This is a genomic window from Vreelandella xerophytica (assembly GCF_968048975.1).
On sequence record NZ_OZ309106.1, the window covers coordinates 2,366,864 to 2,389,741 of the forward strand.

Annotated in this window: 19 protein-coding genes; 6 read left to right on the forward strand and 13 right to left on the reverse strand. The window is 62.9% G+C overall.

The window, feature by feature from the left end; translation table 11 throughout:
- Positions 1–172: 172 nt before the first annotated feature.
- The 10 genes from ACWF8S_RS11200 to nrdR form a co-directional block, all read right to left on the reverse strand.
- Positions 173–2,278, reverse strand: coding sequence for a methyl-accepting chemotaxis protein (locus ACWF8S_RS11200; protein WP_447553396.1), 2,106 nt, complete (start codon positions 2,276–2,278; stop codon positions 173–175).
- A gap of 146 nt (positions 2,279–2,424) precedes the next feature.
- Positions 2,425–4,875: an endopeptidase La gene (gene lon / locus ACWF8S_RS11205; protein WP_447553397.1), complete on the reverse strand. Its 2,451-nt coding sequence runs from the start codon at positions 4,873–4,875 to the stop codon at positions 2,425–2,427.
- A gap of 125 nt (positions 4,876–5,000) precedes the next feature.
- A complete protein-coding gene (locus ACWF8S_RS11210) occupies positions 5,001–6,257 on the reverse strand; it encodes a DUF945 family protein (RefSeq protein ID WP_447553398.1) in 1,257 nt (418 codons plus the stop codon).
- A 163-nt stretch (positions 6,258–6,420) separates the two neighbouring features.
- Entirely contained in the window at positions 6,421–6,894 is a 474-nt protein-coding gene (locus tag ACWF8S_RS11215; RefSeq protein ID WP_447553399.1) for a phosphatidylglycerophosphatase A family protein, read from the reverse strand.
- A complete protein-coding gene (gene thiL, locus ACWF8S_RS11220) occupies positions 6,891–7,868 on the reverse strand; it encodes a thiamine-phosphate kinase (RefSeq protein WP_447553400.1) in 978 nt (325 codons plus the stop codon). Before thiL ends, ACWF8S_RS11215 begins: the two co-directional genes overlap by 4 nt.
- A 34-nt stretch (positions 7,869–7,902) precedes the next feature.
- Positions 7,903–8,406 carry a transcription antitermination factor NusB gene (nusB, locus tag ACWF8S_RS11225; RefSeq protein ID WP_447553401.1) on the reverse strand — a complete coding sequence of 168 codons (504 nt, stop codon included), beginning with the start codon at positions 8,404–8,406 and terminating at the stop codon, positions 7,903–7,905.
- The gene (gene ribH, locus ACWF8S_RS11230) at positions 8,403–8,891 is read right to left on the reverse strand and encodes a 6,7-dimethyl-8-ribityllumazine synthase (protein WP_447553402.1); all 489 of its coding nucleotides are present in this window, start codon (positions 8,889–8,891) and stop codon (positions 8,403–8,405) included. The genes nusB and ribH overlap by 4 nt, the downstream gene beginning before the upstream one ends.
- 24 nt (positions 8,892–8,915) lie before the next feature.
- On the reverse strand, positions 8,916–10,070 hold the full coding sequence (gene ribBA, locus ACWF8S_RS11235; RefSeq protein ID WP_447553403.1) for a bifunctional 3,4-dihydroxy-2-butanone-4-phosphate synthase/GTP cyclohydrolase II: 1,155 nt from the start codon (positions 10,068–10,070) through the stop codon (positions 8,916–8,918).
- 120 nt (positions 10,071–10,190) lie between these two features.
- Positions 10,191–11,366 (reverse strand): bifunctional diaminohydroxyphosphoribosylaminopyrimidine deaminase/5-amino-6-(5-phosphoribosylamino)uracil reductase RibD, encoded by a 1,176-nt coding sequence (gene ribD / locus ACWF8S_RS11240; RefSeq protein WP_447556592.1) that lies wholly within the window; start codon positions 11,364–11,366, stop codon positions 10,191–10,193.
- Positions 11,366–11,842, reverse strand: coding sequence for a transcriptional regulator NrdR (gene nrdR / locus ACWF8S_RS11245; RefSeq protein WP_447553404.1), 477 nt, complete (start codon positions 11,840–11,842; stop codon positions 11,366–11,368). The genes ribD and nrdR overlap by 1 nt, the downstream gene beginning before the upstream one ends.
- Positions 11,843–12,027: 185 nt before the next feature.
- Between nrdR and ACWF8S_RS11250 the strand changes: the two genes are divergently transcribed.
- From ACWF8S_RS11250 to ACWF8S_RS11260, 3 genes are all read left to right on the forward strand, one after another.
- Entirely contained in the window at positions 12,028–13,881 is a 1,854-nt protein-coding gene (locus tag ACWF8S_RS11250) for an alpha-amylase family glycosyl hydrolase (RefSeq protein ID WP_447553405.1), read from the forward strand.
- A 74-nt stretch (positions 13,882–13,955) separates the two neighbouring features.
- Complete coding sequence (dsbG, locus tag ACWF8S_RS11255) at positions 13,956–14,735, forward strand: thiol:disulfide interchange protein DsbG (protein WP_447553406.1); 780 nt, start codon at positions 13,956–13,958, stop codon at positions 14,733–14,735.
- Positions 14,736–14,992: 257 nt separating this feature from the next.
- A complete protein-coding gene (locus ACWF8S_RS11260; protein ID WP_447553407.1) occupies positions 14,993–16,603 on the forward strand; it encodes a methyl-accepting chemotaxis protein in 1,611 nt (536 codons plus the stop codon).
- A gap of 133 nt (positions 16,604–16,736) precedes the next feature.
- On the opposite strand, the gene ACWF8S_RS11265 is transcribed toward ACWF8S_RS11260, so the two are convergent.
- The 3 genes from ACWF8S_RS11265 to ACWF8S_RS11275 form a co-directional block, all read right to left on the reverse strand.
- Positions 16,737–17,957: a glycosyl transferase gene (locus tag ACWF8S_RS11265; protein WP_447553408.1), complete on the reverse strand. Its 1,221-nt coding sequence runs from the start codon at positions 17,955–17,957 to the stop codon at positions 16,737–16,739.
- 48 nt (positions 17,958–18,005) lie between these two features.
- A complete protein-coding gene (locus ACWF8S_RS11270; RefSeq protein ID WP_447553409.1) occupies positions 18,006–18,935 on the reverse strand; it encodes an HAD-IIB family hydrolase in 930 nt (309 codons plus the stop codon).
- A 449-nt stretch (positions 18,936–19,384) separates the two neighbouring features.
- Positions 19,385–20,431: an OmpA family protein gene (locus tag ACWF8S_RS11275; RefSeq protein WP_447553410.1), complete on the reverse strand. Its 1,047-nt coding sequence runs from the start codon at positions 20,429–20,431 to the stop codon at positions 19,385–19,387.
- A gap of 105 nt (positions 20,432–20,536) precedes the next feature.
- Between ACWF8S_RS11275 and ACWF8S_RS11280 the strand changes: the two genes are divergently transcribed.
- Genes ACWF8S_RS11280 through ACWF8S_RS11290 form a run of 3 tightly spaced genes read left to right on the forward strand, consistent with a single transcriptional unit; the run spans position 20,537 to position 22,816 of the window.
- Positions 20,537–21,268: a hypothetical protein gene (locus tag ACWF8S_RS11280; protein ID WP_447553411.1), complete on the forward strand. Its 732-nt coding sequence runs from the start codon at positions 20,537–20,539 to the stop codon at positions 21,266–21,268.
- A gap of 4 nt (positions 21,269–21,272) precedes the next feature.
- On the forward strand, positions 21,273–21,872 hold the full coding sequence (locus tag ACWF8S_RS11285) for a FlgO family outer membrane protein (RefSeq protein WP_447553412.1): 600 nt from the start codon (positions 21,273–21,275) through the stop codon (positions 21,870–21,872).
- Positions 21,873–21,919: 47 nt separating this feature from the next.
- Complete coding sequence (locus ACWF8S_RS11290) at positions 21,920–22,816, forward strand: glycosyltransferase family 32 protein (RefSeq protein ID WP_447553413.1); 897 nt, start codon at positions 21,920–21,922, stop codon at positions 22,814–22,816.
- Positions 22,817–22,878 lie beyond the last annotated feature (62 nt).

Below are 22,878 nucleotides of genomic sequence, written 5' to 3' on the forward strand. Positions count from 1 at the left end.
TTCTAGTGTCGCGATCAACGGCGCGATCATTTAATAGCCTGGGGTGAGGCTTCAGGCGGGTGAATCCAGCGGGTGGAATTGTGGCATGAGTACCACTTTCGATGCTAGATGAGCAGGCGTTCATATAGCCCGCTCATCCAGCGCCCGAGGGTTGCGATGTCGCCTCGGGCGTTCAGGGGGAAGGCAGGGTCAGGGCAGTTTTTTCAAGCGCCTGATTGACCTTTTCAAGCTTTTCGATGGCCGCCTGGGTGTTCTCCTCCTGGGCACCTTTCAGTCGGAAGGCATCGACCACGTTGGCCAGCTCGTACACCTCGACGGCCAGGTTATCGGCGGAGTCGGCGATCATCTGAACCTTGTGGGCATTTTGCTGGGTGGTGCTGTCCATTTGTGCCACGGCGGCGTTGATCTGGCTGATGCCGCTGCTCTGTTCGTCCGAGGCGTGGGTGATCGAAGCCATCAGGGCGCTCACCTGGCTGACCTGCTGCATGACGTTCTCGATGGAAGCTTCCGCCTGCCTGACCGCCGTATGCCCGCCGCTGACTTCCTGAGTCGCGCTGTCGATCATCTTGCGGATCTCCTGGGAGGCAGAGGCCGAACGGCTGGCCAGGTTGCGAACCTCGCTTGCCACCACGGCGAAGCCCCGGCCGTGCTCGCCGGCTCGCGCCGCCTCGACCGAGGCGTTGAGCGCCAGGATATTGGTCTGAAAGGCGATACCGTCGATCACCCCGATCATCTCGGCCATCTTGTCGGCGCTCTGGGCGATACGCTGCATGCGCTCGACCAGTTGCACCATCTGCTGGCGGGTGTCGCGGGTGCTCGTGGCGTTCTGCTCGGCCAGTTCACTGGCCTGGCGGGCGTTATCGGTATTCTGCGCCACGGTGGCGGTCATCTGCACCATGCTCGAGGCGGTCTGGGCAAGCGAGGCAGCCTGCTGGCCGGTCCGCCTGGCCAGGCTGTCGTTTTCCAGGGCAATCTGCTCGACGGCCGGGGTAACTACCGAGACGCGGTTTTCCACCTCGCCGACCACGGCGGCCAGGCTAAAGCGCATGGTATCCAGCGAGTAGAGAAGATCCCCCAGCTCGTCGTGGCTGCGAGGCTGGTTGCGCGCGGCCAGATTACCTGCGGCTACCTGAAAGGTCATGTAACGGGCGCCGTTGAGCCCCCTGAAGACCGACCGCAGGATAAGAAGGCTCAGGCCCACCATGATCACCAGGCCCACGATCATCAGCACAAGCTGTCCCACGACCATCTGCTGACGCGACTGGCGGGCCTCTTCTACCAGGGCCTCGGCGGTGAGGCGCTTTTGATCCACCAGTTGGCTGCTGAGGTCGCGGATCTCGGCGGCGGCGGGTACGACCACGTCGTTGAAGGCTTCAAAGGCGGCAAACCCGTTGCCCGCCGCCGTGGCTTGTACTGCCTGCTCGAGCCCTTCAGACCACCGGTCAAGGGTGGCATCGAACGCCTGAACAGTGGGGTTCTGCGCATCTTCTGCGCCCAGGTACGCCGCCCACCGGGATTCAATGTCCTGAAAATAGCCGCTGACGGTAACCGATATTGCCTGCATGTCCGCACGGCGGGGGTTACGCACGGCAGGCTCGACAAGCCCCACGGCCAGACCAACGTGTCGTTCGATGTCCTGCATGTTGGCAATGGATTGAAGCCCTGACTGATTGAGCCGGTCCAGCCGCTCACCGGAGTGGACGAGTCCCATCACCCCCGACGCCCCGGCCAGGCCCAGCAGGACAAGCGCCATGACCACCATGCCGACAAGCCTTGCCCGCAGGCTGCCAAACTGAAACCGGCTTAAAAGCCCGAGTACTCCCTTGCGCTGTATCGCCCCCTTGTTGACCTGGTAGTGGCGCGACTTACCCTTTTGGCGCATTTCCGCATACACTTTTTCGGCCAGGGCGACATCGCCGGCTGCGGCCTTGCGGCGTACCGAGGTATACCCCACGATGCGTTCGCCGTCGCGAAGCGCGGCCACCGTGGCATTCACCCAGTAATGGTCGCCGTTCTTGCGCCGGTTCTTGACGTGCCCCTGCCAGGTATGGCCGGACTTGATCGTATTCCAGAAATCCCGAAATGCCGCCTCGGGCATGTCCGGGTGGCGGATCATGTTGTGGGGCGAGCCCATCAGCTCGTTGCGCGAATAGCCGCTGACTTTCACGAATGCCGCGCTGGCGTAGGTAACATTTCCCTCTAGATCGGAACGGGAAATCAAGACGCTCTCGTCGTCGAGCACGTACTCTTTTTGAGTCACAGGTTGGTTGTTGCGCACCTTGGCTTCCCGTTAACAAATATTAATAATGGTTAACTCTATTATCCGGCACCTCCCAAGTTTTAATTCGATGAATAGCCATAAAAAAAACGCCACTCTTTTTCATTAGAGTGGCGTTCTACATTTATCATCCTGCTTGTGACGAGTTACTTGAATACCACGTTCGCGACATCCCGGTAACGGTTGGCAAAGTGCACCGTCATGCCCTCTTTCAGGTAGTCGGGCAGCTCATCGTAATCCCGCCGATTGGGCTCGGGCAGAATCACCTCGAAGATATCGCTGCGCCGGGCGGCAATCACCTTCTCGCGAATACCACCCACCGGCAGTACCTGACCTGTCAGCGTCAGCTCACCGGTCATGGCCAGCGGCCGGTTGATCGCCTTTTTCGTGGCAAGGGACAAGAGCGCAGTGGTCATCGTCACCCCGGCGGAGGGGCCATCCTTGGGCGTGGCGCCTTCCGGCACGTGCAGGTGAATGAACGCCTTGTCGAAAAACTCCGGGTCGGCGCCGTACTCTTTCAAATGCCCCACCGTATAGCTATAGGCGATATTGGCCGACTCCTGCATGACGTCGCCCAGCTTGCCGGTCAGCTTGAAGCCGCGATCCAGCGAGTGCACCTTGCCCGCCTCGATCGGCAGCGTCGCCCCGCCCATGGAGGTCCAGGCAAGGCCGGTGACCACACCTTCGCCCCTGAGCACCTTCTCCTTTCTGAACAGCGGCGCCCCCAGGAATTCTTCCAGGTTCTTGACCGAGATCTTCACCGTTTCCTCGGGCTCTTCGAGAAGCTTGACGGTGGATTTCCTGACGATGCGATGAAGCTGCTTTTCGAGTTGACGAACCCCCGCCTCTCGGGCGTAGCCTTCGATCACTTGCTTGAGCGCCGCATCGGTCAGATTGATGCGCTTTCTGGGCAGATTGTTGCGCTTCAACAGCTTCGGCCACAGGTGATGCTTGGCGATCTCCATCTTCTCTTCGGCGATATAGCCCGACAGACGAATCTGCTCCATGCGGTCCAGAAGCGGGCCGGGAATGGAGTCCAGGGTGTTGGCCGTGCAGACGAACAGCACCTTGGAAAGATCCATGCGTACATCGAGGTAGTGGTCGAGGAAATCGACGTTCTGCTCCGGGTCGAGCACTTCCAGCAGCGCCGAGGCCGGGTCGCCCTGAAACGACTGGCCGAGCTTGTCGATCTCGTCGAGCATGATGACCGGGTTTTCGACCTCGACTTCCTTGAAGGCCTGGACGAGCTTGCCGGGCATCGCGCCGACATAGGTACGCCGATGGCCCTTGATCTCGGCCTCGTCGCGCATGCCGCCGACCGAGAACCGGTAGAACTTGCGCCCCAGGGCCTCGGCAATCGAACGGCCCACGGAGGTCTTGCCGACCCCGGGCGGGCCCACCAGCAGCACGATCGAGCCTCCTACATCGCCCTTGAAGGTGCCTTCGGCCAGAAACTCGACGATGCGCTCTTTCACATCACCCAGCCCGTCGTGGTCGCGGTCCAGCACCTGCCGGGCGTGGTTGAGATCCAGCTTGTCCTGACTGGTGATCCCCCAGGGCAGCGAGGTCAGCCAATCCAGGTAGTTGCGGGTCGTGCCGTACTCCGGCGAGCCGGTCTCCAGTACGCTGAGCTTGTTGAGCTCGTCATCGATGCGGCCCTGAACGCGTTCGGGCACCTTGAGCTCTTCCAGGCGGTTTCGGAAGGTATCGACATCGTTTTCCCGGTCGCCCTTGGAAATACCCAGCTCGCGCTGGATGACCTTGAGCTGCTCGCGCAGAAAGAACTCGCGCTGGCGCTCCTGCATCTGCGCGTTGACCTGCTCGCTGATCTCGCTTTGCAGCTTGGCAACGTCGATCTCCTTGCGCAGCAGCGGCAGCACCTTGTGCATGCGATCCGCCACCGGCAAGGTGGAAAGCACGTCCTGAAGCTCCGGGCCCTTGGCGGAGGTGATGGCCGCGGCGAAATCGGTCAAGGGGCCGGGCTGGTTGGGGCTGAAACGATTCAGATAATGCTTGAGCTCTTCGCCGTACAGCGGGTTGATCGGCAACAGTTCCTTGATGCCATTGATGATCGCCATGGCGTAGGCACGGGTCTCTTCGTCCTCGGCGTTTACCGGCTCCTTGGGATAGGTGACCTCGACCAGATACGGGGGCTGCCGGGAGAGCCAGCGCTGGATCTTGAAGCGCCGCACGCCCTGGGCGATGAACTGGATCTGCTGGTCTTCGCTCTTGAGCTTGTGAACCCTCACCGCCGTGCCTATTTCGGGAAAGCTCGCCTCGTCCAGCTCATCCACGCCCTGCTCGCCCACGAAGGCCACGCCGAGGGTATGGTGGGGCGTATTGCCCACCCGGCGCATGGTCTCTTCCCAGCGTTCCTTGTTGATCACCAGCGGCTGAACCTGGGCCGGGAAGAAAGGACGGTTATGAATAGGCAGCAGATAGATGCGCTCAGGCAGCATTTCGCTGGCCGACACCAGCGAGTGAACCTTCTCGCCATCCGAACGTTGCGGGTCGCCGGCAGCCTCGTCACCGCCCGGCTCGTCATCGGTCAACCACTCGGGTGAATCGTTATCGTGTTCAAAATCCTGGTCGCTCATGCGCCCTCCATCGACTGAGACCGGCAGCACCGCCGCCTGACATTACCCATGGAATGTGGGCAGCGCGATGAAACTTCAACCCTTGGAACACGACTGACCCGAAAGTAGCGGGACGCTTTGCCCCCCTACTGGGGCCAAAGCTCGGGCAAGGGGCGCCCGTTGACCCGCCAGTTACCCCGGATCACGTCAAACTGAAGCTCCCGGGTGCCCAGCGGCAGTCCCAGCCACAGCGCAGCCACGGTCGGGGCGTCATACCAGACGAAATCGCCGTCGATACGATCTTTCCAGCGCGTGCGCTCCCGGGGGTCATTCAGGTTCACCACGCTCAGCGCCTCGGACCTGCGTCCGTCGAAGAAAAGGGCGCCGTCGGCGGCAACGGTGATCCCCAGAAGCGGGCTTTCGAGCGCGACATGGGTGACATCCAGGCGCGGTGAATCGCTGAGCAGGCGCTGCACATCCGGCTCCAGGCGTTCCATGAACCCCTCGGCCATGGGCCGGCTGGAATCTCCCCAGGAGGCCTCCTGGCGAAAGCGCCGGATGATATGGCGCACGGCATCGGCGTTCAAACGTGAAATCTCCGCCTCGATCTCGCCGCTCAGGAGCGAGGTTTCCGGCGCTTCACTGGGTACGCGAACATCGCCCACGGCCAGGCGCCCTTTCAGGCGCAACTCCCCTTCGTCCAGCACCATGTGACTGTGTACGTCGATGGGGGCTACCTGCACTTCATAGGCGGGATAGTAAAGTGCGACGGTATCGATATGCAGATGGTCGCGCTGGGCGAAATGATAGGCGTCTTCGATATAGGTGTAGCGGCTTTCCAGAGCCGTGGGGCCCAGCGTCAGGTGCGCCTGACCATCGCTCAAGGTGAGCTGGTCGAAAAGCGCCCGCAGACGCCAGTCGCCAAACACACCTTCCAGACGTATGCGGGCACCGCGTACGTCAAGCTCGCGGCCGTTTTGCTGGATCACGAAAGGCGCCAGCGCCAGGCGCAGCTCGCTCTTGCCGCTCAGGGTATGGTAGCGCCCCTCCCAGCGGGGCAGCGAAAGCACGGAGACCTCCCCGACCGCCTTTTGCAGCGCGCTGTCGAGCCTTGGCACCAGCGTGCCTTCCACGTCGGTGCTCAAAAGCCCGTGGCGGGCATTGTAGGTCAGCTCCAGGCGCCAGGGCCGGCCCAGAAGCGGTGAAAGCAGCAACCGCCCCTGGGAGGTCAGCCAGCCGGGACTGCTTTCCGGACGGCTCACCCGCCACTCGCCCCGGGCTTCCAGATCCTCCAGCGCCTGGCTCAGGCTGCGCTCGAACAGAACGCTTGAGATCAACTGCGCCACGGCCCATAAAAGCGCCGCTACCGCAATGACCGGGACGATAAGACGTTCCTTACGCATGCCATCTCCTTGGACAGCTTTCATTGGACAGCTTACATGGTCGGCGCTGCCTTACCCCGAGGGCTGGCACATCCTTACGCTAAAGACAGTAACACTCATGAAGATAGTAACGTTTATACAGGGCGCTCTTGAAGAGCGTCGGCACCAGGTCGGCCACGCAGGCTCAATGCAGCCAGAACCACAGGTGCATGGTGCTCCAGGCGTAGATGCCGGCCATCACGTCATCGATCATGATGCCGAACCCGCCGGCCACCCGCCGGTCGGCCCAGCGAATCGGCCAGGGCTTGAACACATCGAAGATGCGAAAGACGATGAACCCCCAAAGCGCGGCTTCCCAGGAAAACGGTACCGCCGCCATGGTGATCCAGTACCCGACGAACTCATCCCAAACGATACCGGAGTGATCGTGAACCCCGAGATCGTGCGAGGTCTTGTCGCAAAGCCACACTCCCACCACGAAGGCAACGAGTACCAGACTCAAATACCAGCCCAGCGGCAGATCCGCCATGATCCAGAAAAAGGGAATGGCGGCCAGCGTGCCGAACGTGCCCGGCGCCCAGGGCACCATGCCGCTGCCCAGGCCAAAGGCGAAAAAATGGGTAGGGCGTCGCCAGACGCTACCAGGTGCTTGGTTCATGGCGTTTCCCTAGTGAAATGCTGCCACCCTTGCGCGCTGGCGCTGTCCACGCCGCGCACGCCCGGCGTCTCGCTCACGCGCCCGATCACGGTAAGCGCCACGCCAAGCCCGGCCAGCGCACACCGGGCTTTTTCAATATTGTCAGGGGCAAGGGTGATGAGAAGCTCGTAGTCGTCGCCACCGCCCAGCATCGCCTCGAGCGCGGCCTTTTCTCCCAGCGTCTCCACCAGGGCCTCGGCCCTGGGAAGCGCATCGGGGAAAAGCTCGGCGCCCACGTGGGAGGCCCGACGCAGATGACCCAGATCCGCCAGAAGCCCATCCGAGATATCCAGCGCCGCGCTTGCCAGATCGCGCAATGCCACTCCCGCCTCGAGGCGAGGCGTGGGTAGAAGATACCGCTGCACGAGCGGGTGCGCCATATCCCGCTCGCCCTGCTGCCATAACGCAAGGCCCCCGGCACCGCCGCCCAGCGCCCCGGTCACGGCGATGGCATCGCCAGGCCGGGCGCCAGCGCGGGTCAGCGCCTGTCCGCTGGGCACCTCGCCCATCACGGTCACGCCGATGCTCAGCGCCCCGGAGGTCACATCGCCGCCCACCAGCACGGTGTGATACCGCTCGCAAAGAGCATGAAACCCCTGGGCGTACGCCTCGAACCAGCGTGTGGCCATGGCCGAATCGGCAAAGGTATTCAGGGAGTGGCCAAGCGCCATCAGACACCAGCGCGACGTCGCCCCCATGGCGGCCAGATCGCTCAGGGCCACCGCCAGGGCGCGGTGGCCGATGGCGCTGGCCGGGGCGTCGGCGGGAAAGTGAACGTCAACGACCGACGTATCGACACTGACCACCAGCTGGCAGCCCGGCCGGGGCGTCAACAAGGTGGCGTCGTCACCACAGCCCATCGCCACGCCGCTGTCGCCGGCGGGCGCGCGGGCGGGTTTCAGAAACCGTTCAATGAGATCGAATTCGCCAAGCACAAAGGCCCCTTAACGCAATACAAGCGAACCCGCCTCAAAGACGGCGGGCGCTTACCTCGGCACTGCGTAAGCGATTGGCCAGCTTATCGAGTATGCCGTTGACGTATTTATGGCCGTCGGTGGCGCCAAAGGCCTTGGCCAGCTCGACGCCTTCATTGATGGCCACCCGGTAAGGCACTTCCGGGCGCTTGGCCAGCTCATAAGCGCCCAGGCGCAAAATGGCCAGCTCCACCGCGTCCAGGTCTTCCAGGCGGCGGTCCAGCAGCGGGGAAATCTCCCGGTCAAGCTCCGCCTTGTGGCGCACGGTTTCGTGCAACAGCGTATGAAACAGCGCCCGGTCGGAAATTTCCATCACCTTGACCCAGTTCTCGTGGTCTTCCAGGTCATCGTCGGCGAGCTGGCTGCGAAATTCCGCCTCCACCGTGGAGGCGGACTTGCCGGTCATGTGCCACTGATAAAGCGCCTGAACGGCCAGCTCACGGGAGGCGCGGCGCGCCTGCTGGGCGGCACTGGGCTGACGCTCTCGGCGCTCGCTCATGAGGGCTCTCCGCCAGACAATGCGCGCAGAAGCGACACCATCTCCATGGCGGCCATGGCTGCTTCGGTACCCTTGTTGCCGGCCTTGGTACCTGCGCGCTCGATGGCCTGCTCGATGGATTCCACCGTCAAGACGCCATTGGCCACTGGCGTCTCGAACTCGAGCTGAAGCTGATTGATGGCGGTGTTGCAGCCGCCCGCCACGTACTCGAAATGCGGCGTGCCGCCGCGAATCACCGCGCCCAGCGCAATCACCGCGTCGGGCTTGAGGGTCTTCAGGACACGTTTGACCGCCAGGGGAAGCTCCCAGGCGCCGGGCACATGAACGATATGAATGTTCTCGACGTCCACGCCGTGGCGCGTCAGGCTATCCACCGCGCCCTCTACCAGGCTATCGACAACGTGATGATTGAAGCGCCCCACGACGATCACATAGCGACCGTCGACATCGACAAAGGTACCTTCAACTTGGGTAAGGGATTGCATCTGTTTAATCCTGCTCAATATTCTTTAAGACGTTGCATCGGTGCCGCTGTCAGGGCCCAGAAGCTCGACCACTTCCAGATCAAACCCCGACAGCGCTGAAAACTTCCACGGCGAACTCAGCAGGCGCATCTTTCCCACGCCCAGATGGCGCAGAATCTGCGAGCCGGTGCCGATGGTCATGTAATTGCCGGAGCCATCGGTGTCGCTGGTGCGCGGCGGCTGTACGCGACCCAGAAACACGTCCAGCTGGTCTTTCAGCCCCGGCGCGGGATGGCCCTCGTCGATCAGCACCAGTACACCGGCGTCGGCCTGGCTGATCTCTTCAAGCGCCCGGTGGGCGTGCCAGCGATACGACGTCTCGTGCTTCAAACCCAACACATCGCGAAGCGTGTCGGCCAGGTGAACGCGCACCGTGGTGATCTCCCCCGGCACGGGCCGGCCTTTCACCAGCGCCAAGTGATGGCCGCCCTGAAGCCGGTCGCGGAACACGTGCAGGGTCAGCTCGCCCTGGTTGGTCGCAACCGGCGTGGTCTCGATCAGATCGACGGTCTGCTCATTCACCATGCGGTAATGAATCAGATCGGCGATGGTGCCCATCTTGATCCCGTGAGTCCGGGCGAACACCTCAAGCTCGGGGCGGCGCGCCATGCTGCCGTCGTCGTTCATGATCTCGCAGATCACCCCGCTGGGATCACAGCCGGCGAGTGCTGCCAGATCGCAGGCCGCCTCGGTGTGTCCGGCCCGGCGCAGAACGCCGCCAGGCTCGGCCATCAGCGGGAAAATATGTCCTGGCTGCACGATATCGGCTGCCTTGGCCTGGGGCGCCACGGCGGCCTGCACGGTACGCGCGCGATCCGCCGCGGAAATGCCCGTGGTCACCCCCTCCCGGGCCTCGATCGAGAGCGTGAACTTGGTGCCAAAGCCCGAGCCGTTGTTCCCCACCATCAGCGGCAGGTTCAAACGCTCGCAGCGCTCGCGGGTCATGGGCATGCAGATGAGCCCACAGGCGTGGCGCGCCATGAAGTTGATATGCTCGGCCTGAACCTTCTCGGCCGCCATTATGATATCGCCTTCGTTTTCGCGATCCTCATCATCCATGAGAATCACCATTTTGCCCTGGCGGATATCCTCCACCAGCTCGGCAATCGGGGACAAACCCTCTGAAGAGGCGTGCACCATGGAATCTCCCAAACAGTGGTCGCAGTGCGTGCGATTTTGCGCGAAGGGTACCTTGGCTGGCCCACGCGCGCCAGGCTTTACCGTCAAGTGAGCTGCACGGGGTGCGGCCCGAAAAGCGGTTCAGCCGGTTGGTTCGTCGGCACGGCCAAGGGGCCGGGCAATAATGCGCCAATCGTTGCCAATGGCGCGCATGTCCTGAATCTCGAGGCGCTTCTGGTGCGCCATTTCGGTCAGCCCCGGCAGGGCGAAAAGCGGCCGGGCCTCGCCGCCCAGAAGCGTCGGCGCGACAAAAAGCTGCAGCTCGTCCACCAGGCGGGCATCGAGCAGCGCCCCGGCCAGGGTCGCGCCGGTTTCCACCAGCACCTCGTTCACCTGGTACTCGCTGGCCAGAAAATGCAGCATGTCGGAAAGCGACACCCGGCCCGCCTGGTAAGCGGGCATCACATGAATGTGAGCCCCCGCCGCTTCCAGTTTACGGCGTTTTTCTTCGCTGTGCTGGTCGGTGGTGATGATCAGCGTCTGGCCCGGCTCGCTCAGACACGCCGCGGCCAGCGGCAGGCGCAGCGTGGAATCCATGATGACCCGCAGCGGCTGGCGTGTGGCCACCGCCTCGGCGTTGACGAGGCCGAGCTGGTCGGCGCGCAGGGTCAGGCGCGAGTCGTCCAGAATGATCGACTCCACGCCGCTCAGAATGGCGCTGGAGCGCGCCCGCAGACGCTGCACCTGGCGTCTCGCCTCGGGCCCGGTGATCCACTGGGACTCGCCGGAGCCCATGGCGGTGCGTCCATCCAGGCTCATGGCCATCTTGAGCCGAACAAAGGGAAGACCGCGCTGCATCCGCGAGACGAACCCGGGATTGAGGGCCCGGGCGTCCGGCTCCAGAAGCCCCACGTCCACCTGGATACCCGCCTCTTCGAGGCGCTCGATACCGCGCCCGCTCACCTGAGGGTTGGGGTCCACCATGGCCACCACGACCCGGGCCACCCCAGCCTCTACCAGCGCCGCAGCACAGGGCCCGGTACGCCCCACGTGGGAACAGGGTTCCAGGGTGACGTAGGCCGTCGCCCCACGGGCCTGGTGCCGGGCGGCGTCCAGCGCGTGAACTTCCGCATGGGGCTCGCCGGCCTTGACATGAAAGCCCTCCCCGACGATACGCCCGTGGGCGTTCGAGTCGTCATACTCGACGATCACGCAGCCCACCCGCGGGTTGGGGTCGGTGGTGTAAAGCCCTTTTCTGGCCAGGGTGATCGCCCGGGCCATATAGACATGATCACGCTCTGAAAACGACGCACCCATCACGATTTTTCGCCCTGCTCATGAGGCGATTGCGCCAGCCGGTCGATCTCGGCGCGAAACTCCTCCAGATCCTGAAACTTGCGATACACCGAGGCAAAGCGGATATAGGCCACCTGATCGAGCCCGCTCAGCGCTTTCATGACGGCCTCGCCGATATCCCGGGCGTTCACTTCGCGCTCGCCCTGGGCACGCAGCGACTGGCGAATGCGCTCGACCGCGGCTTCGATGGCCTCGGCACTGACCGGGCGCTTCTCGAGGGCGCGCAGCATGCCGGCGCGCAGCTTGGCCTCGTTGAAGCTCTCTCGGGAGCCGTCCGATTTTACCACCCGTGGCATGATGAGTTCAGCGGTTTCATAGGTCGTGAAGCGCTCGTGACAGCTGGCACACTGCCGACGCCGGCGCACCTGGTCGCCGTCCGCTACCAGGCGCGAGTCGGTAACCCGAGTATCATTAGCACCACAAAAAGGGCAATGCATGGCCGTCAACCTATGGTTAGAGCAGTAATGGAGTGTTGCCGTCTGAGCGCGTTATCAAAAAAGCAGAAAAGGTAACGAAGTCATAACACGGCGCCCTTTCTATTCAACGCGGCCATAACCTAGCATTGTAACGATTTGGCACACAAGCTGCAGCGTTTGTTACAGCTTACCTCAAGGAGCCGACCATGACGCTTTTCGAACAGACGCTTCACCGCCATCTGACTCACCTTTACGGCCAGCGCGCCACGGAAGTCGCCCGACGTATCGGCCAGCACCTGGAATATTTTGCCCACGCCCAGGCCGGGACCCAGGTCCAGACGCGGGGCGAAGGTCCGGGTGAAAATCAAAGCGCAAGCCAGGACGGCGCTTTGATGACGCACACGCGCCGCCTCGATTCACAAGACGCACCGTTATGGAGCGAAAAGGACCAGTGGGTGATCAGCTACGGTGATTCGATCACCGCCGATGGCACTGCCCCGCTCACCGTGCTCGACGATTTTTTACGCCATTATCTGGCGGATTGCATCAGCGGCGTTCACGTACTGCCGTTTTTCCCCTGGAGCAGCGACGACGGCTTTTCGGTGATTCACTACCGGGAGGTAAACCCGGAGCTTGGGGACTGGTCGCATATCCGCCAGCTTGCCCGCCATTTCGACGTGATGGGCGATCTGGTGCTCAATCACGTCTCCCGGGAATCGCTGTGGTTCGTCGATTACTTGAGCGGCAGTCTTCCCGGGCGGGACTTCTTCATCGAAGTGGAACCCGACACGGACGTTTCCCAAGTGACCCGCCCGCGCAGCAACCCGCTACTGGTGCCCGTGGCGACCCGACGAGGCACCCGCCATCTGTGGGCAACGTTTTCAGACGACCAGATCGATCTCAACTTCGAAAACCCGGATGTGCTGCTCGAGTTCGTGGGCATTCTGCTGTTCTACCTGCGTCAGGGCATCCGGATCATTCGTCTGGACGCCGTGGCATTTCTGTGGAAACGCCTGGGCACCAACTGCATTCACCTGCCCGAAACTCACACCGTGGTACGGCTGTTACGCCTGATTGCCGACGAGGTCGCCCCGGGCACGCTCATCGTCACCGAAACCAACGTGCCCCACGCCGAAAACATCAGCTACTTCGGCCTCGAGCGTTTGCTGCCCGGCCCCGGCGGCCCCGTACAGACCGCCGATGAAGCGCACATGGTGTATCAGTTCGCCCTGCCGCCGCTTTTGCTGCACACCCTCACCCGGGGAGAAACCGCCACGCTTCAGACCTGGCTTGCCACCCTGCCGGCGCTTCCCGACCACTGCACCTATCTCAACTTCACCGCCAGCCACGACGGCATCGGGGTACGCCCGCTGGAAGGCCTGTTGCCGGATCACGAGCGCGATGCCTTGCTTGAATTGATGCACCGCTTCGGCGGCTTTGTCAGCATGCGCAGCAACCCCGACGGCACCGACACGGCCTACGAGATCAACATCACCTGGTTCGAGGCGATGCGCGGCACCCGCCGCGGGCCGGACCCGTGGCAGATCGCCCGGTTTGTATGCAGCCAGGCGATCATGCTCACCCTTCAGGGGATTCCTGCGCTCTACATTCATACCCTGACCGGCTCGCTCAACGACCAGGAAGGCGTGGAGCGAAGCGGCCGACTGCGCTCGATCAACCGTCATCGCTGGGCCAGAGAGGAACTCGAGCTTTTACTCGAAAACCCCACCACGCCGACACATGATGTATTCTTCGCGCTGCGCGAGCTTTTGAGACAGCGCCGCCAGGAACCCTGCTTTCACCCCAACGCCCCCCAGCGCGTGCTGGCTACCGGCGACAACGTGCTGGCCATTGAACGCGGCCCGCTGGAAGATGGCCGAAGGCTGCTGGCGCTTTTCAACGTGACCGACAAGCCCGCACCGCTCGATGAGGCCGGACAGGCGCTCGACGAAGCGCTCGGCCAAGGCCCCTGGCGGTCACTGGACGCGCCTCACGAGTGGCTGCCTGAAAAGGCCCTGCCCCCCTACGCCGTTCGCTGGCTGGTGGCCAAAAGAACTTGAAAGAAGAGAACCGGGCGCTACTTGCACCCTCGACCAGGTATTCCTGACTCACGACCCATTACACGAGAGCCACCATGCGGGTAACGTTCCAACGAGCATCAAACATCGCCCTGGCCAGTCTATGCCTGGGGCCGGTGCTGGCCAGGGCCGAGCCGCTGCCCGCCCCGGTCGAGGCGCTTCGCAACCAGGGCGTGGAGATTCACGAACGCTTCGAGGCCCCCGGCGGGCTTACCGGCTTTGGCGCCAGCACACCCGGCCAGGAAATGGCGGTCTACCTCACCCCGGACGGCGAGCACGTCATCATCGGCACGCTGATGGACCGCCAGGGCACCAACCTGACCGAGGCCCAGCTGGCCGCCCACGTGCGCGCCCCTCTCGAAGCCCAGACCTGGCAAAGCCTCGAGCAAAGCCACTGGATTCAGGATGGCGACAGCAACGCAACGCGCACGGTGTACATGTTCACCGATGCCAACTGCAGCTACTGCAAACGGCTCTGGCGAGCGACCCGCCCCTGGGTCGAGGCCGGCGAGGTCCAGATTCGTCACATCATGGTGGGAATTCTCGCACCCAACAGCCCGGCGCTGGCCGCCACGCTGCTCGCCGCCGACGACCCGACGGCGGCCTTGAAGGCTCACAGCGAAGGCGAGCCGGTCGAGGCCAGTGCCCAGGCCCTCGAGATCGAAGAGCAGGTGTACACCAACAACCAGCTGTTCGACGAGCTGGGCCTCCACGCCACCCCCACCAGCGCCTTCCAGCGCGACACCGACGAGGGCTACACGCGCCTCGATCGCATCGAAGGGCTGCCGGACGAGCCGCGCCTGATCGAAATGATGGGAAGCGAGGCACCCGAGTAATACCGGGGCTCGCATGAAAATCACCCAAGGCCTTGATTATGAACCGCTCGTTTCTGAGCGGTTTTTTATGCTTCGATATGAGCAATAATTAAACGTTTTTTTCACTCATGCCCTATTGCCCCGCACCGATATAAAGAGCCGTGTGTTCGAAACCTCATGTATTCAGAACCTCATGTATTCAGAACCTCGTTTTCAAGACCTGGTTTTAAAACCTCGTTCTTAAAACACAGGTCCTCTATTTCACGCTCGGGAAACTCATGACGCGACTAACGATGAACCAACGGCTCTGGGGTATCTTGGCCATCATATGTCTTGCCATGCTGGCCCTGGTAGGCTGGCTCACCTGGGACAATCGACACACCATGGAGGAGGAGCGGCGTACCAGTATCCAGCAGGTCGTCGAGAGCCTAGGTTCCCAGCTCGAATCGCTTCAGGCCAGGGCCGCCAGCGGCGAACTCACCGTCGAGCAGGCGCAGCAGCGCGCGATCGAAAGTATCAACAACGCCGGGTTTGGCGATGACGAGTACATCTTTGCCTTCGACGATCAGCTCGACATCGTGTCGCACCCCCGGCGCGAGCGTGGTACTGACATGAGCAGTTTCCAGGACAGCCGCGGCATGTATCTCTACAGCGCGTTCCTGGAAGCCGCCCGGGCCGGCGGTGGCCACGTCGACTACTACTCGCGCCGGCTCGACTCCGGTGACCAGCAGTTCTCCAAGGTCAGCTATTTCGCCTACCTGCCCGAGTGGGGCTGGGCTTACGGGGCGGGGATCTATACCGACGACATCGATGCGGATTTTGTCAGCAACCTGATTCACTCGCTGATCGCGTTTCTGCTCATCGGCGCGCCCGTGGCGCTACTGATGGGCTGGATCATTCGCGATGTAGGGCGTCGCCTGGGTGGCGATCCGCGCTACGCGGCGTCGGTGGTCAGCCATATCGCCAACGGCGACCTGACCCGCGAGACCACGCTGCCCCGTTCGGACCAGAACAGCCTGCTGTTCAACATCGACCGCATGCGTGAAAACCTGGCCCACACGATAGGCGGCATCCATCAGGGCGCCGACCAGGTCAACAGCGGGGTCGAACAGATCGTGGGGGTCAACGAAGAGCTGTCCACGCGTACCGAGCAGCAGGCCGCCTCGCTTGCGCAAACCGCGTCCAGCATGGAAGAGCTGACGGCGACGGTGAAGCAAAACGCCGAGCACGCCGACCACGCGCGCAAGCTGGCCTCCTCCACGGCGGAAAACGCCCAGCGGGGAAGCACGGCCATGACCACCGTGGTGAGTACGATGGAGGCCATCAACGAAAGCTCCGCTCAGATGAGCAGTATCGTCAACACCATCGACGCCATCGCCTTTCAGACCAACATTCTGGCGCTCAATGCCTCGGTCGAGGCCGCCCGCGCCGGCGAACAGGGCCGCGGCTTTGCCGTCGTCGCAAGCGAAGTGCGTCTATTGGCCAGCCGTTCCGCCTCGGCGGCGCAGGAGATCAAGAAGCTCATCGAGGATTCCGGCCTCAAGGTGGCCAATGGCAGCCAGCAGGTGCGCGATACCGGTGAACTCATCAATAGCGTGGTCACCGAAATCCAGCAGCTCAGCACCCTGGTTCAGGAGATCTCTGCGGCCACCAATGAACAAAGTAGCGGTATCGAACAGGTCAACGAGGCGGTCACCCAGATGGACCAGATGACCCAGCAAAACGCCGGACTGGTGCAAGAGAGCAACCACACCACCCAGGCCCTTGCCCAGCTGAGTACGCAGCTACGCGAGCGTGTCAGCCACTTCCGTATCCAACCACCGCTGGCTTACCAGCAAAGCGAATCGAAGGCGCTACCCAGCCGCCCCATCGCCCTCGATTCCTTCTAGCCCCACCGCCTGACTTGCCACATCGCCGGGCCGGGCATTTCCTTGAAGGCCTTGGCCAATACCGAGAAGCGCCTGCCGGGCAGGCGCTCGGCTCAAGAGATCGCGAGCTGAATTTCTCCCCCATCGGCACCCTTCAAACGTCGCCCTGGTTATCCAGCTCGACTGCTTCGCGCATGCGGGCGAGCAGGTCGGGGACGGCGGCCTGTACCCGGTTCCAGCTGGGGATGAAAGGACGCTCGCGGGGGTTGTCGAGAAACAGGTTGCCCGCCTCCAGCAGGTTGTTGGCGAAAAGCTCCACCGCCTGCTCTTCGCTGTGGCGGTCAAGGCTCAGCCCGTTCATGGTGGCGTCGTGGTCGTAGACCTCGATCAGATCCAGCGCCAGGCGGTAGTAGGTAGCCTTCAGCGTGCGAAAATCCTCGCTGCTGAAGCTCACCCCTTGTGTGGCAAGCTTGCGATAAAGCGCCTTGGCGATATCCAGACTCATGCGGTTGAGCCCGCCACTGGCGTCCTCTTCGCTGACCGGCTGATGCTTGTGGTCGTAGGCGTCGGCGATATCCACCTGGCAGATCTGGCGCATCGAGTAGTTGCGCTGCAGCTCCGAGAGCACGCCGATCTCGAGCCCCCAGTCGGCAGGGATACGAATGCCTTCCAGCACCTCGGCGCGCATGGCGAACTCCCCGGACAACGGGTAGCGAAAACAGTCCAGGTAGTCCAGATACGCCGACGGCCCGCACACGGTCTTCAGCGCGCGCAGAAGCGGCGTGACCATCAGCCGCGAGACGCGCCCGTTGAGCTTGCCCTCGGCAATGCGCGGGTAATAGCCCTTGCAGAAGCTGTAGTTGAAGCGCGGATGGGCGACCGGATACATCAGGCGCGCCAGAAGCCCGCGGTCGTAGGTCAGGATATCGCAGTCGTGAAGCCCCACCACTGCCGAGCGACTGGACGCCAGCATGTAGCCCGCGCAGTACCACACGTTGCGGCCCTTGCCCGGCTCAAGCGCGCCCAGCCCGTGCTCTTCGAGCTCGGCGTACAGAGCCTTCAGGCGTGGTCCGTCGTTCCACAGGATGCGCGTATGCTGGGGCAGCCGCGAGAAGAACTCCCGGGCGAAGAGAAACTGCTCGCGGTCGGCCCGGTCCAGGCCGACCACGATCTCATTCAGGTAGGGCACGTGCTTGAGCTCGTCGACGATCGCTGACAGCGCCGGCCCCTCCAGCTCGGAAAAAAGCGACGGCAGGATAAGCCCCATGGGCCGACGCTTGGCAAAGTGGCAAAGATCCTGCTCCAGCGCCTCGACCGGGCGGCGGGTCAGGTTGTGAAAATCCGTGATCAGTCCGTTTTGATGAAAATCACTCATGGGTGCCCTCTCTGGCCTGGCGCTTGTGCATTACGCGATAAAAGTTCGTCAAAGCGCCGCGGCGTCCTTTTCAGCCACGGCGAGCCGGTCATCCTCCCGGCCCCACCAATACGCAAGCCCCTCCACCCAGCCCTCGGGCCCGGGCGCGCGGGTGCGATAAAGCGAGGCGTTCGCGGGCTCCACCTTCAGCGTATGGCGGCCCTTGATCACCACGGCCTGGTCCACCGTTTCCAGCATCTCGATATCGTTGGGGCCATCGCCCAGGCCCAGGGTCAGCGGCCGGCTTCCCCGAAGCGCGCAAAAGCGCTTGATCAACCAGCTCACGGCGCTGCCCTTGTCCGAGGCCGCCCCCATCACGTGATAAAAGCGCCCACCCTGGGTCAGCGTCAGGCCATCGCCCTGCAGCGCCCTGCGAAACGTCTCCAGCGCGCTTGCGTCATCTTCCCAGACCAACGGCTCGCTCCCCTCGCGTTTTCGCGCGGCGATGGCCCGGGCCTCGTCGAGCCCGGTCAGCGCCATCAGCCGCTCGAGAGGCATCTCGCCCATGCGGGTAAAGCGAATGCCCAGGCGCTGGCGCCAGACGTTCAAGCGCGCGCGAATGAACGTGTTGTCCACCCCGGTGTGCTTGACGACGATGCTGTCGCTGGCGTTGCCGGGGCGATCCAGACGCGGATGACACCAGCCCGGCGGCAGGCCGATCACCGCCCCGTTTTCGGCCACGAAAGGCGTGGCGGTGAGGTTCAAGGCGTCACGAAGCGCTGCAAGCTCGGCGCGGGTCTTGCTGGTCACGGGAATCACGGGCACACCGAGCGCCTTGAGCCGAGCAAGAGCCCCCCTGGCCGGGGAAAAATCGTAGCTGTCGTGATCCAGCAGGGAGCCGTCCAGGTCCGTGACCACCAGACGCGGTGTCAGCGCCGGGTCCCGCGCGGCGCTGGCGGGTTCGATAGTCGACCGGGGTTGTGGGGCGTGTTCCGTCATGACACCACCTTTTCGAATGTTGAAGTGCCGGGGGATGTTCAAGGAGACTCGAGGTTCAAGGCCCTCCCCGAAGTCTGCGGCACGTTACCAGTCGTTAGCAGATTGCGTGCCAATGCAGTAATGGATCGTATTTTCAATCACTTGAGTAACCGGCAGACTTGCTTGAACCGGCGAGCACCAAAAAAGCGCAGTCCTGCAGCACCGCATTGGTGCATTCAAGTTAGACAACACTTGAACAAAATATGAAAAAAATTGAAAAAAAGCTTGGCAGGAGAGCGATAATGTTTATACTCAAATTGTACCTGCTGGCAGCCTTGTACACCCCTCACCTGATGCCAGCAGACTACACCGAGCCAAGCCCTTACTGACCCGCCACCCTCTGGCGGGTCTTTTTTCATGCGTGGCAATTACCTGTACAAACGGATTCCCTTGATCTGTACAGGCCCATCCTATTCAACGTGAATGACCACCTCCACCCGGCGGTTGCGTGCGCGCCCTTCGGCGGTGGCGTTGTCTTCCAGGGGCTGGGTAGCGGCCAGGCCCACGGCGCGAAGCCGTGAAGCCGAAACGCCTGCCGCCTGCAGCGCCTCGACGATGGCAATCGCACGGGCGCTGGACAACGCCCAGTTGGAGGAGAACTCCGGCGTGTTGATCGACTGGCTGTCCGAGTGCCCTTCCACCCAGACTTCCCCCTCATAGCGCTGAATGGTTTCCAGCAGGCTCCCCACCAGCGACGCGCCGTCTTCGGTCAGCTCCGCCGTGGCCGAGGGGAACAGCATCCGGTCCTGCACCCGCAGGCTGATGCCTTCGGCCACCCGGGCCACTTCCACGCCTTCAAGGTTGGGCAGGTAGAGCGAATCCGCCACCCGCTCGTCGAGCCCCTGCGCCACGCTGATCGCGGCGCTGACCGCCGCGTCGCTGAGCGGATAGGCGTTCACCGGCGGCTGGTCCGTCAGAATCACCATGTAGTCGGCCAACGGCGAGACGCCCGGCTCTGGTGCTACGCCGCGGGCCCGCGAGGCGAAAAGCGGTGCCGGCAGCAGCCATTCGAATACCGGCGCCTGCTCGTCAGGCGCCAGGACGTTCGCAGGGGCAAGAGGCTGGCGCGCCAGAAGCGCCGGGGGCACCGGTACGGGCACGATGGCCGCCCGCCGCTGCGGGCCGGCCACGCCGAGCGCGGCGCTGATGGCCACCGGGCTCAGCACGCCCGGCCTTGAAGCAGGCAGCGCCGGGGCCGCACGCGTCAACGCCTCGGGAAACGGTACATCGAGCGCGGCGGCGGGCACTACCTGGACCTCGTGGCTCGAGGTATCCACGGGGTCGTCACCGGACCAGCCCGGGTCGATATTGGAGGCGGCAATGATCACCACGAACAGCGCAACGAGTATCGTCATGATATCGATATAGCTGATCATCCAGCCGCTGTTGCCATCGTCTGCCGGGTACGCGGACAGCAGAGAATCGTGGCGCGGCCCCCCACGGTGATCTTCAAGCATAGGTGTCTCTACTCATTCAAGTTTTCTACCCGTTGGCCGATTTAGATGTAAACATGACGACCTAGTCTATCAAAAACCCCTTTTGCGAAGATAAGGAACTAGCTGGTGTATACCCGCCTATTAGCTGTAACAACGCGTTTCGGGTGCGCGCTCGGCGTGGGGCTTGCAAGCCTTGCACTGAGCGGCTGCTTTTACGCCAACACCTCGCAGGCGCCGATTGCGACCACCTACCCGTACTCCGAACAGCAGCGCATGCAGGCCGCCCACCACTGGGAAATACTGGCCCGCCACGAGGCCGGACAGATTCTTGCGCGCGAGCGGGTAAGATTTCGCGATCTGCACATTCAGGACCCGACCCCGGAGGGGTATGTGGCCTATAGCGGCGGCGAGTTCAGCCGTGGCTTTCGCACCTTCCTGACCAGCGAGCTGGTCACCCGAGGCGCCAACGTGACCACCGCCGCCACCGCCAACAGCGCCGAGGTCGTGGTCGATGTCGAGATCGTCGAGCATCGCGATCGCGGCTTCATTCGCCCGCCGGTGGGCGCTTTCACCGCGCTGACGGCGGGTATTGCCGTGGCCGCCATTCCCCTCAAGCGCTGGAGCGAGCCGGCGCTGGGGCTGATTCCTGCAGGCATGGTGGCCGATGTCACCAGCGGCAGCTGGACGCACACCGGCAATGAAGAGATCATCGTCACCACCCAGGTGATCGACGGCGAGCGCATTCTTTACTCGTCCTCCAACATCTACTACATCAACAAGGGCGACCGGCGCCAGTACGCTCCCCAGGCGTACCATGCCCCCGTCGAGCCCTCCATTCCGCTCACCAACACCTGGTAAGGCCATGCACGCATCGATCTCTTCACCGTTTGCCTTCATCAAGCGCCGCACCTTGCGGCCCCTTTGGCGCAGCGCCCTTCTCGCCGTGGGCGTTCTTGTGCTGGCCGGGTGCGCGGGCATGAACCAGCGCGGGTCCACCCCGCCGCCGCCGCCGCCGGATCTTTCCGAACTGGCCCACGAGGCGGCGGCGCACATGCTGGCCGTCAATCCGGACCTTGCCCGCTACAGCCCGATGATCGCCGCCACCTTTGTCAGCATCGACAACCTGACCCAGTCGTCGACCTTTGGCCGGATCAGCTCGGAAATCATGGCCTCGGCGCTTGCCCAGCAGGGGCTGCAGGTCCGCGAAGTCAAGATGCGCGACAGCATGTTCATCGAGGAGAACGTGGGCGAGCTGATTCTTTCCCGCCAGGTGCAGCGGCTGAGCGCTCAGCACAATGCCCGCTCGATTCTGATGGGCACCTACGCCCAGGGCCAGGATTTCATCTATGTCAGCACCCGGGTGGTGCGCGCCGGGGACGCCATGGTGCTGGCCAGCGCCGACTTCAAGCTGGCGATCAACAACAACGTGCTGAGCCTGCTCGAAACCCAGGGTGGCTGGTAAACCCCGGTTACCGGTAAGATAGCGCTTTTCAACGATCAGGGGCGCGCATGACGGCTCGCATGAGGAAAAGTGCCGGGGCAACCAGGGCGGCTATCGTGGCCGTCGGTCGCCTCATCAAGCTGGTAGCCAACATCACCAAGATGTTGAGCTACCCGTTTCATGCGCTTTTCCCCAAAAAGCGCTTTACCCTGCCCGCCTACGCCCCGCCGCTCTGGAAGCAGGCCCCCGCGACGGCCATTCCGCGAACGCTGTGGCAGACCAACTTCACCGACCGGGTCACCCTGCCGGTCTATCTCAATTACCTGTTCAACCGGCTGATGGCGCCGCGCTTCGAGTACCGCTTCATGGTCACCCAGGCGCGCCACACCTTCATCGAGCGCCACTTCGACCCCCGGGTCGTGCAAAGCTATACGCGTCTGCAGATCGGCGCCGCCCAGGCGGATTTCTGGCGTCTGCTGGTGCTTTACCACCACGGCGGCGTCTACATGGATATCGACGCCCACGCCATCTGGCCGCTTTCCCGAGTGGTGGGCACAGAAAACCGGGAGCTTTTCGTCACCACCCGCCGGGGGGACATCAGCAACTACTTCATCGCCAGCCAGGCAAAGAACCCTCACCTGCTGGCCCTGATCGAGCAGGTGCAGCGCAATATCGAAACCGGCACGCAGACCAATGTCTTCGAGCTGACCGGCCCGGGGGTATTCAACCAGCATCTGGACAAGAATGCCGTGCCCACGGTGCCCTACCGCTACGCCTGCCATCAGGGAAGCTTCACCAACGAGCATTTCCAGTACCTGGATAAAAAGGCCGGAAAGTGGACCCGGGAGCAGACGCGCATTGCCGTGGTGGCGCCCGAAGCGGTAGCAAAAGACGTGGTGGCACCAGACGTGATGACACGAGAAAACCCGGCCCGGAAAAAAGAGAGCGAGGCGCTATCGAAATAGCGCCTCGCCAGGCCCTGCCCGTTTTATAAACGACGCGTCTGCACGGCATCAGACACCGCAAG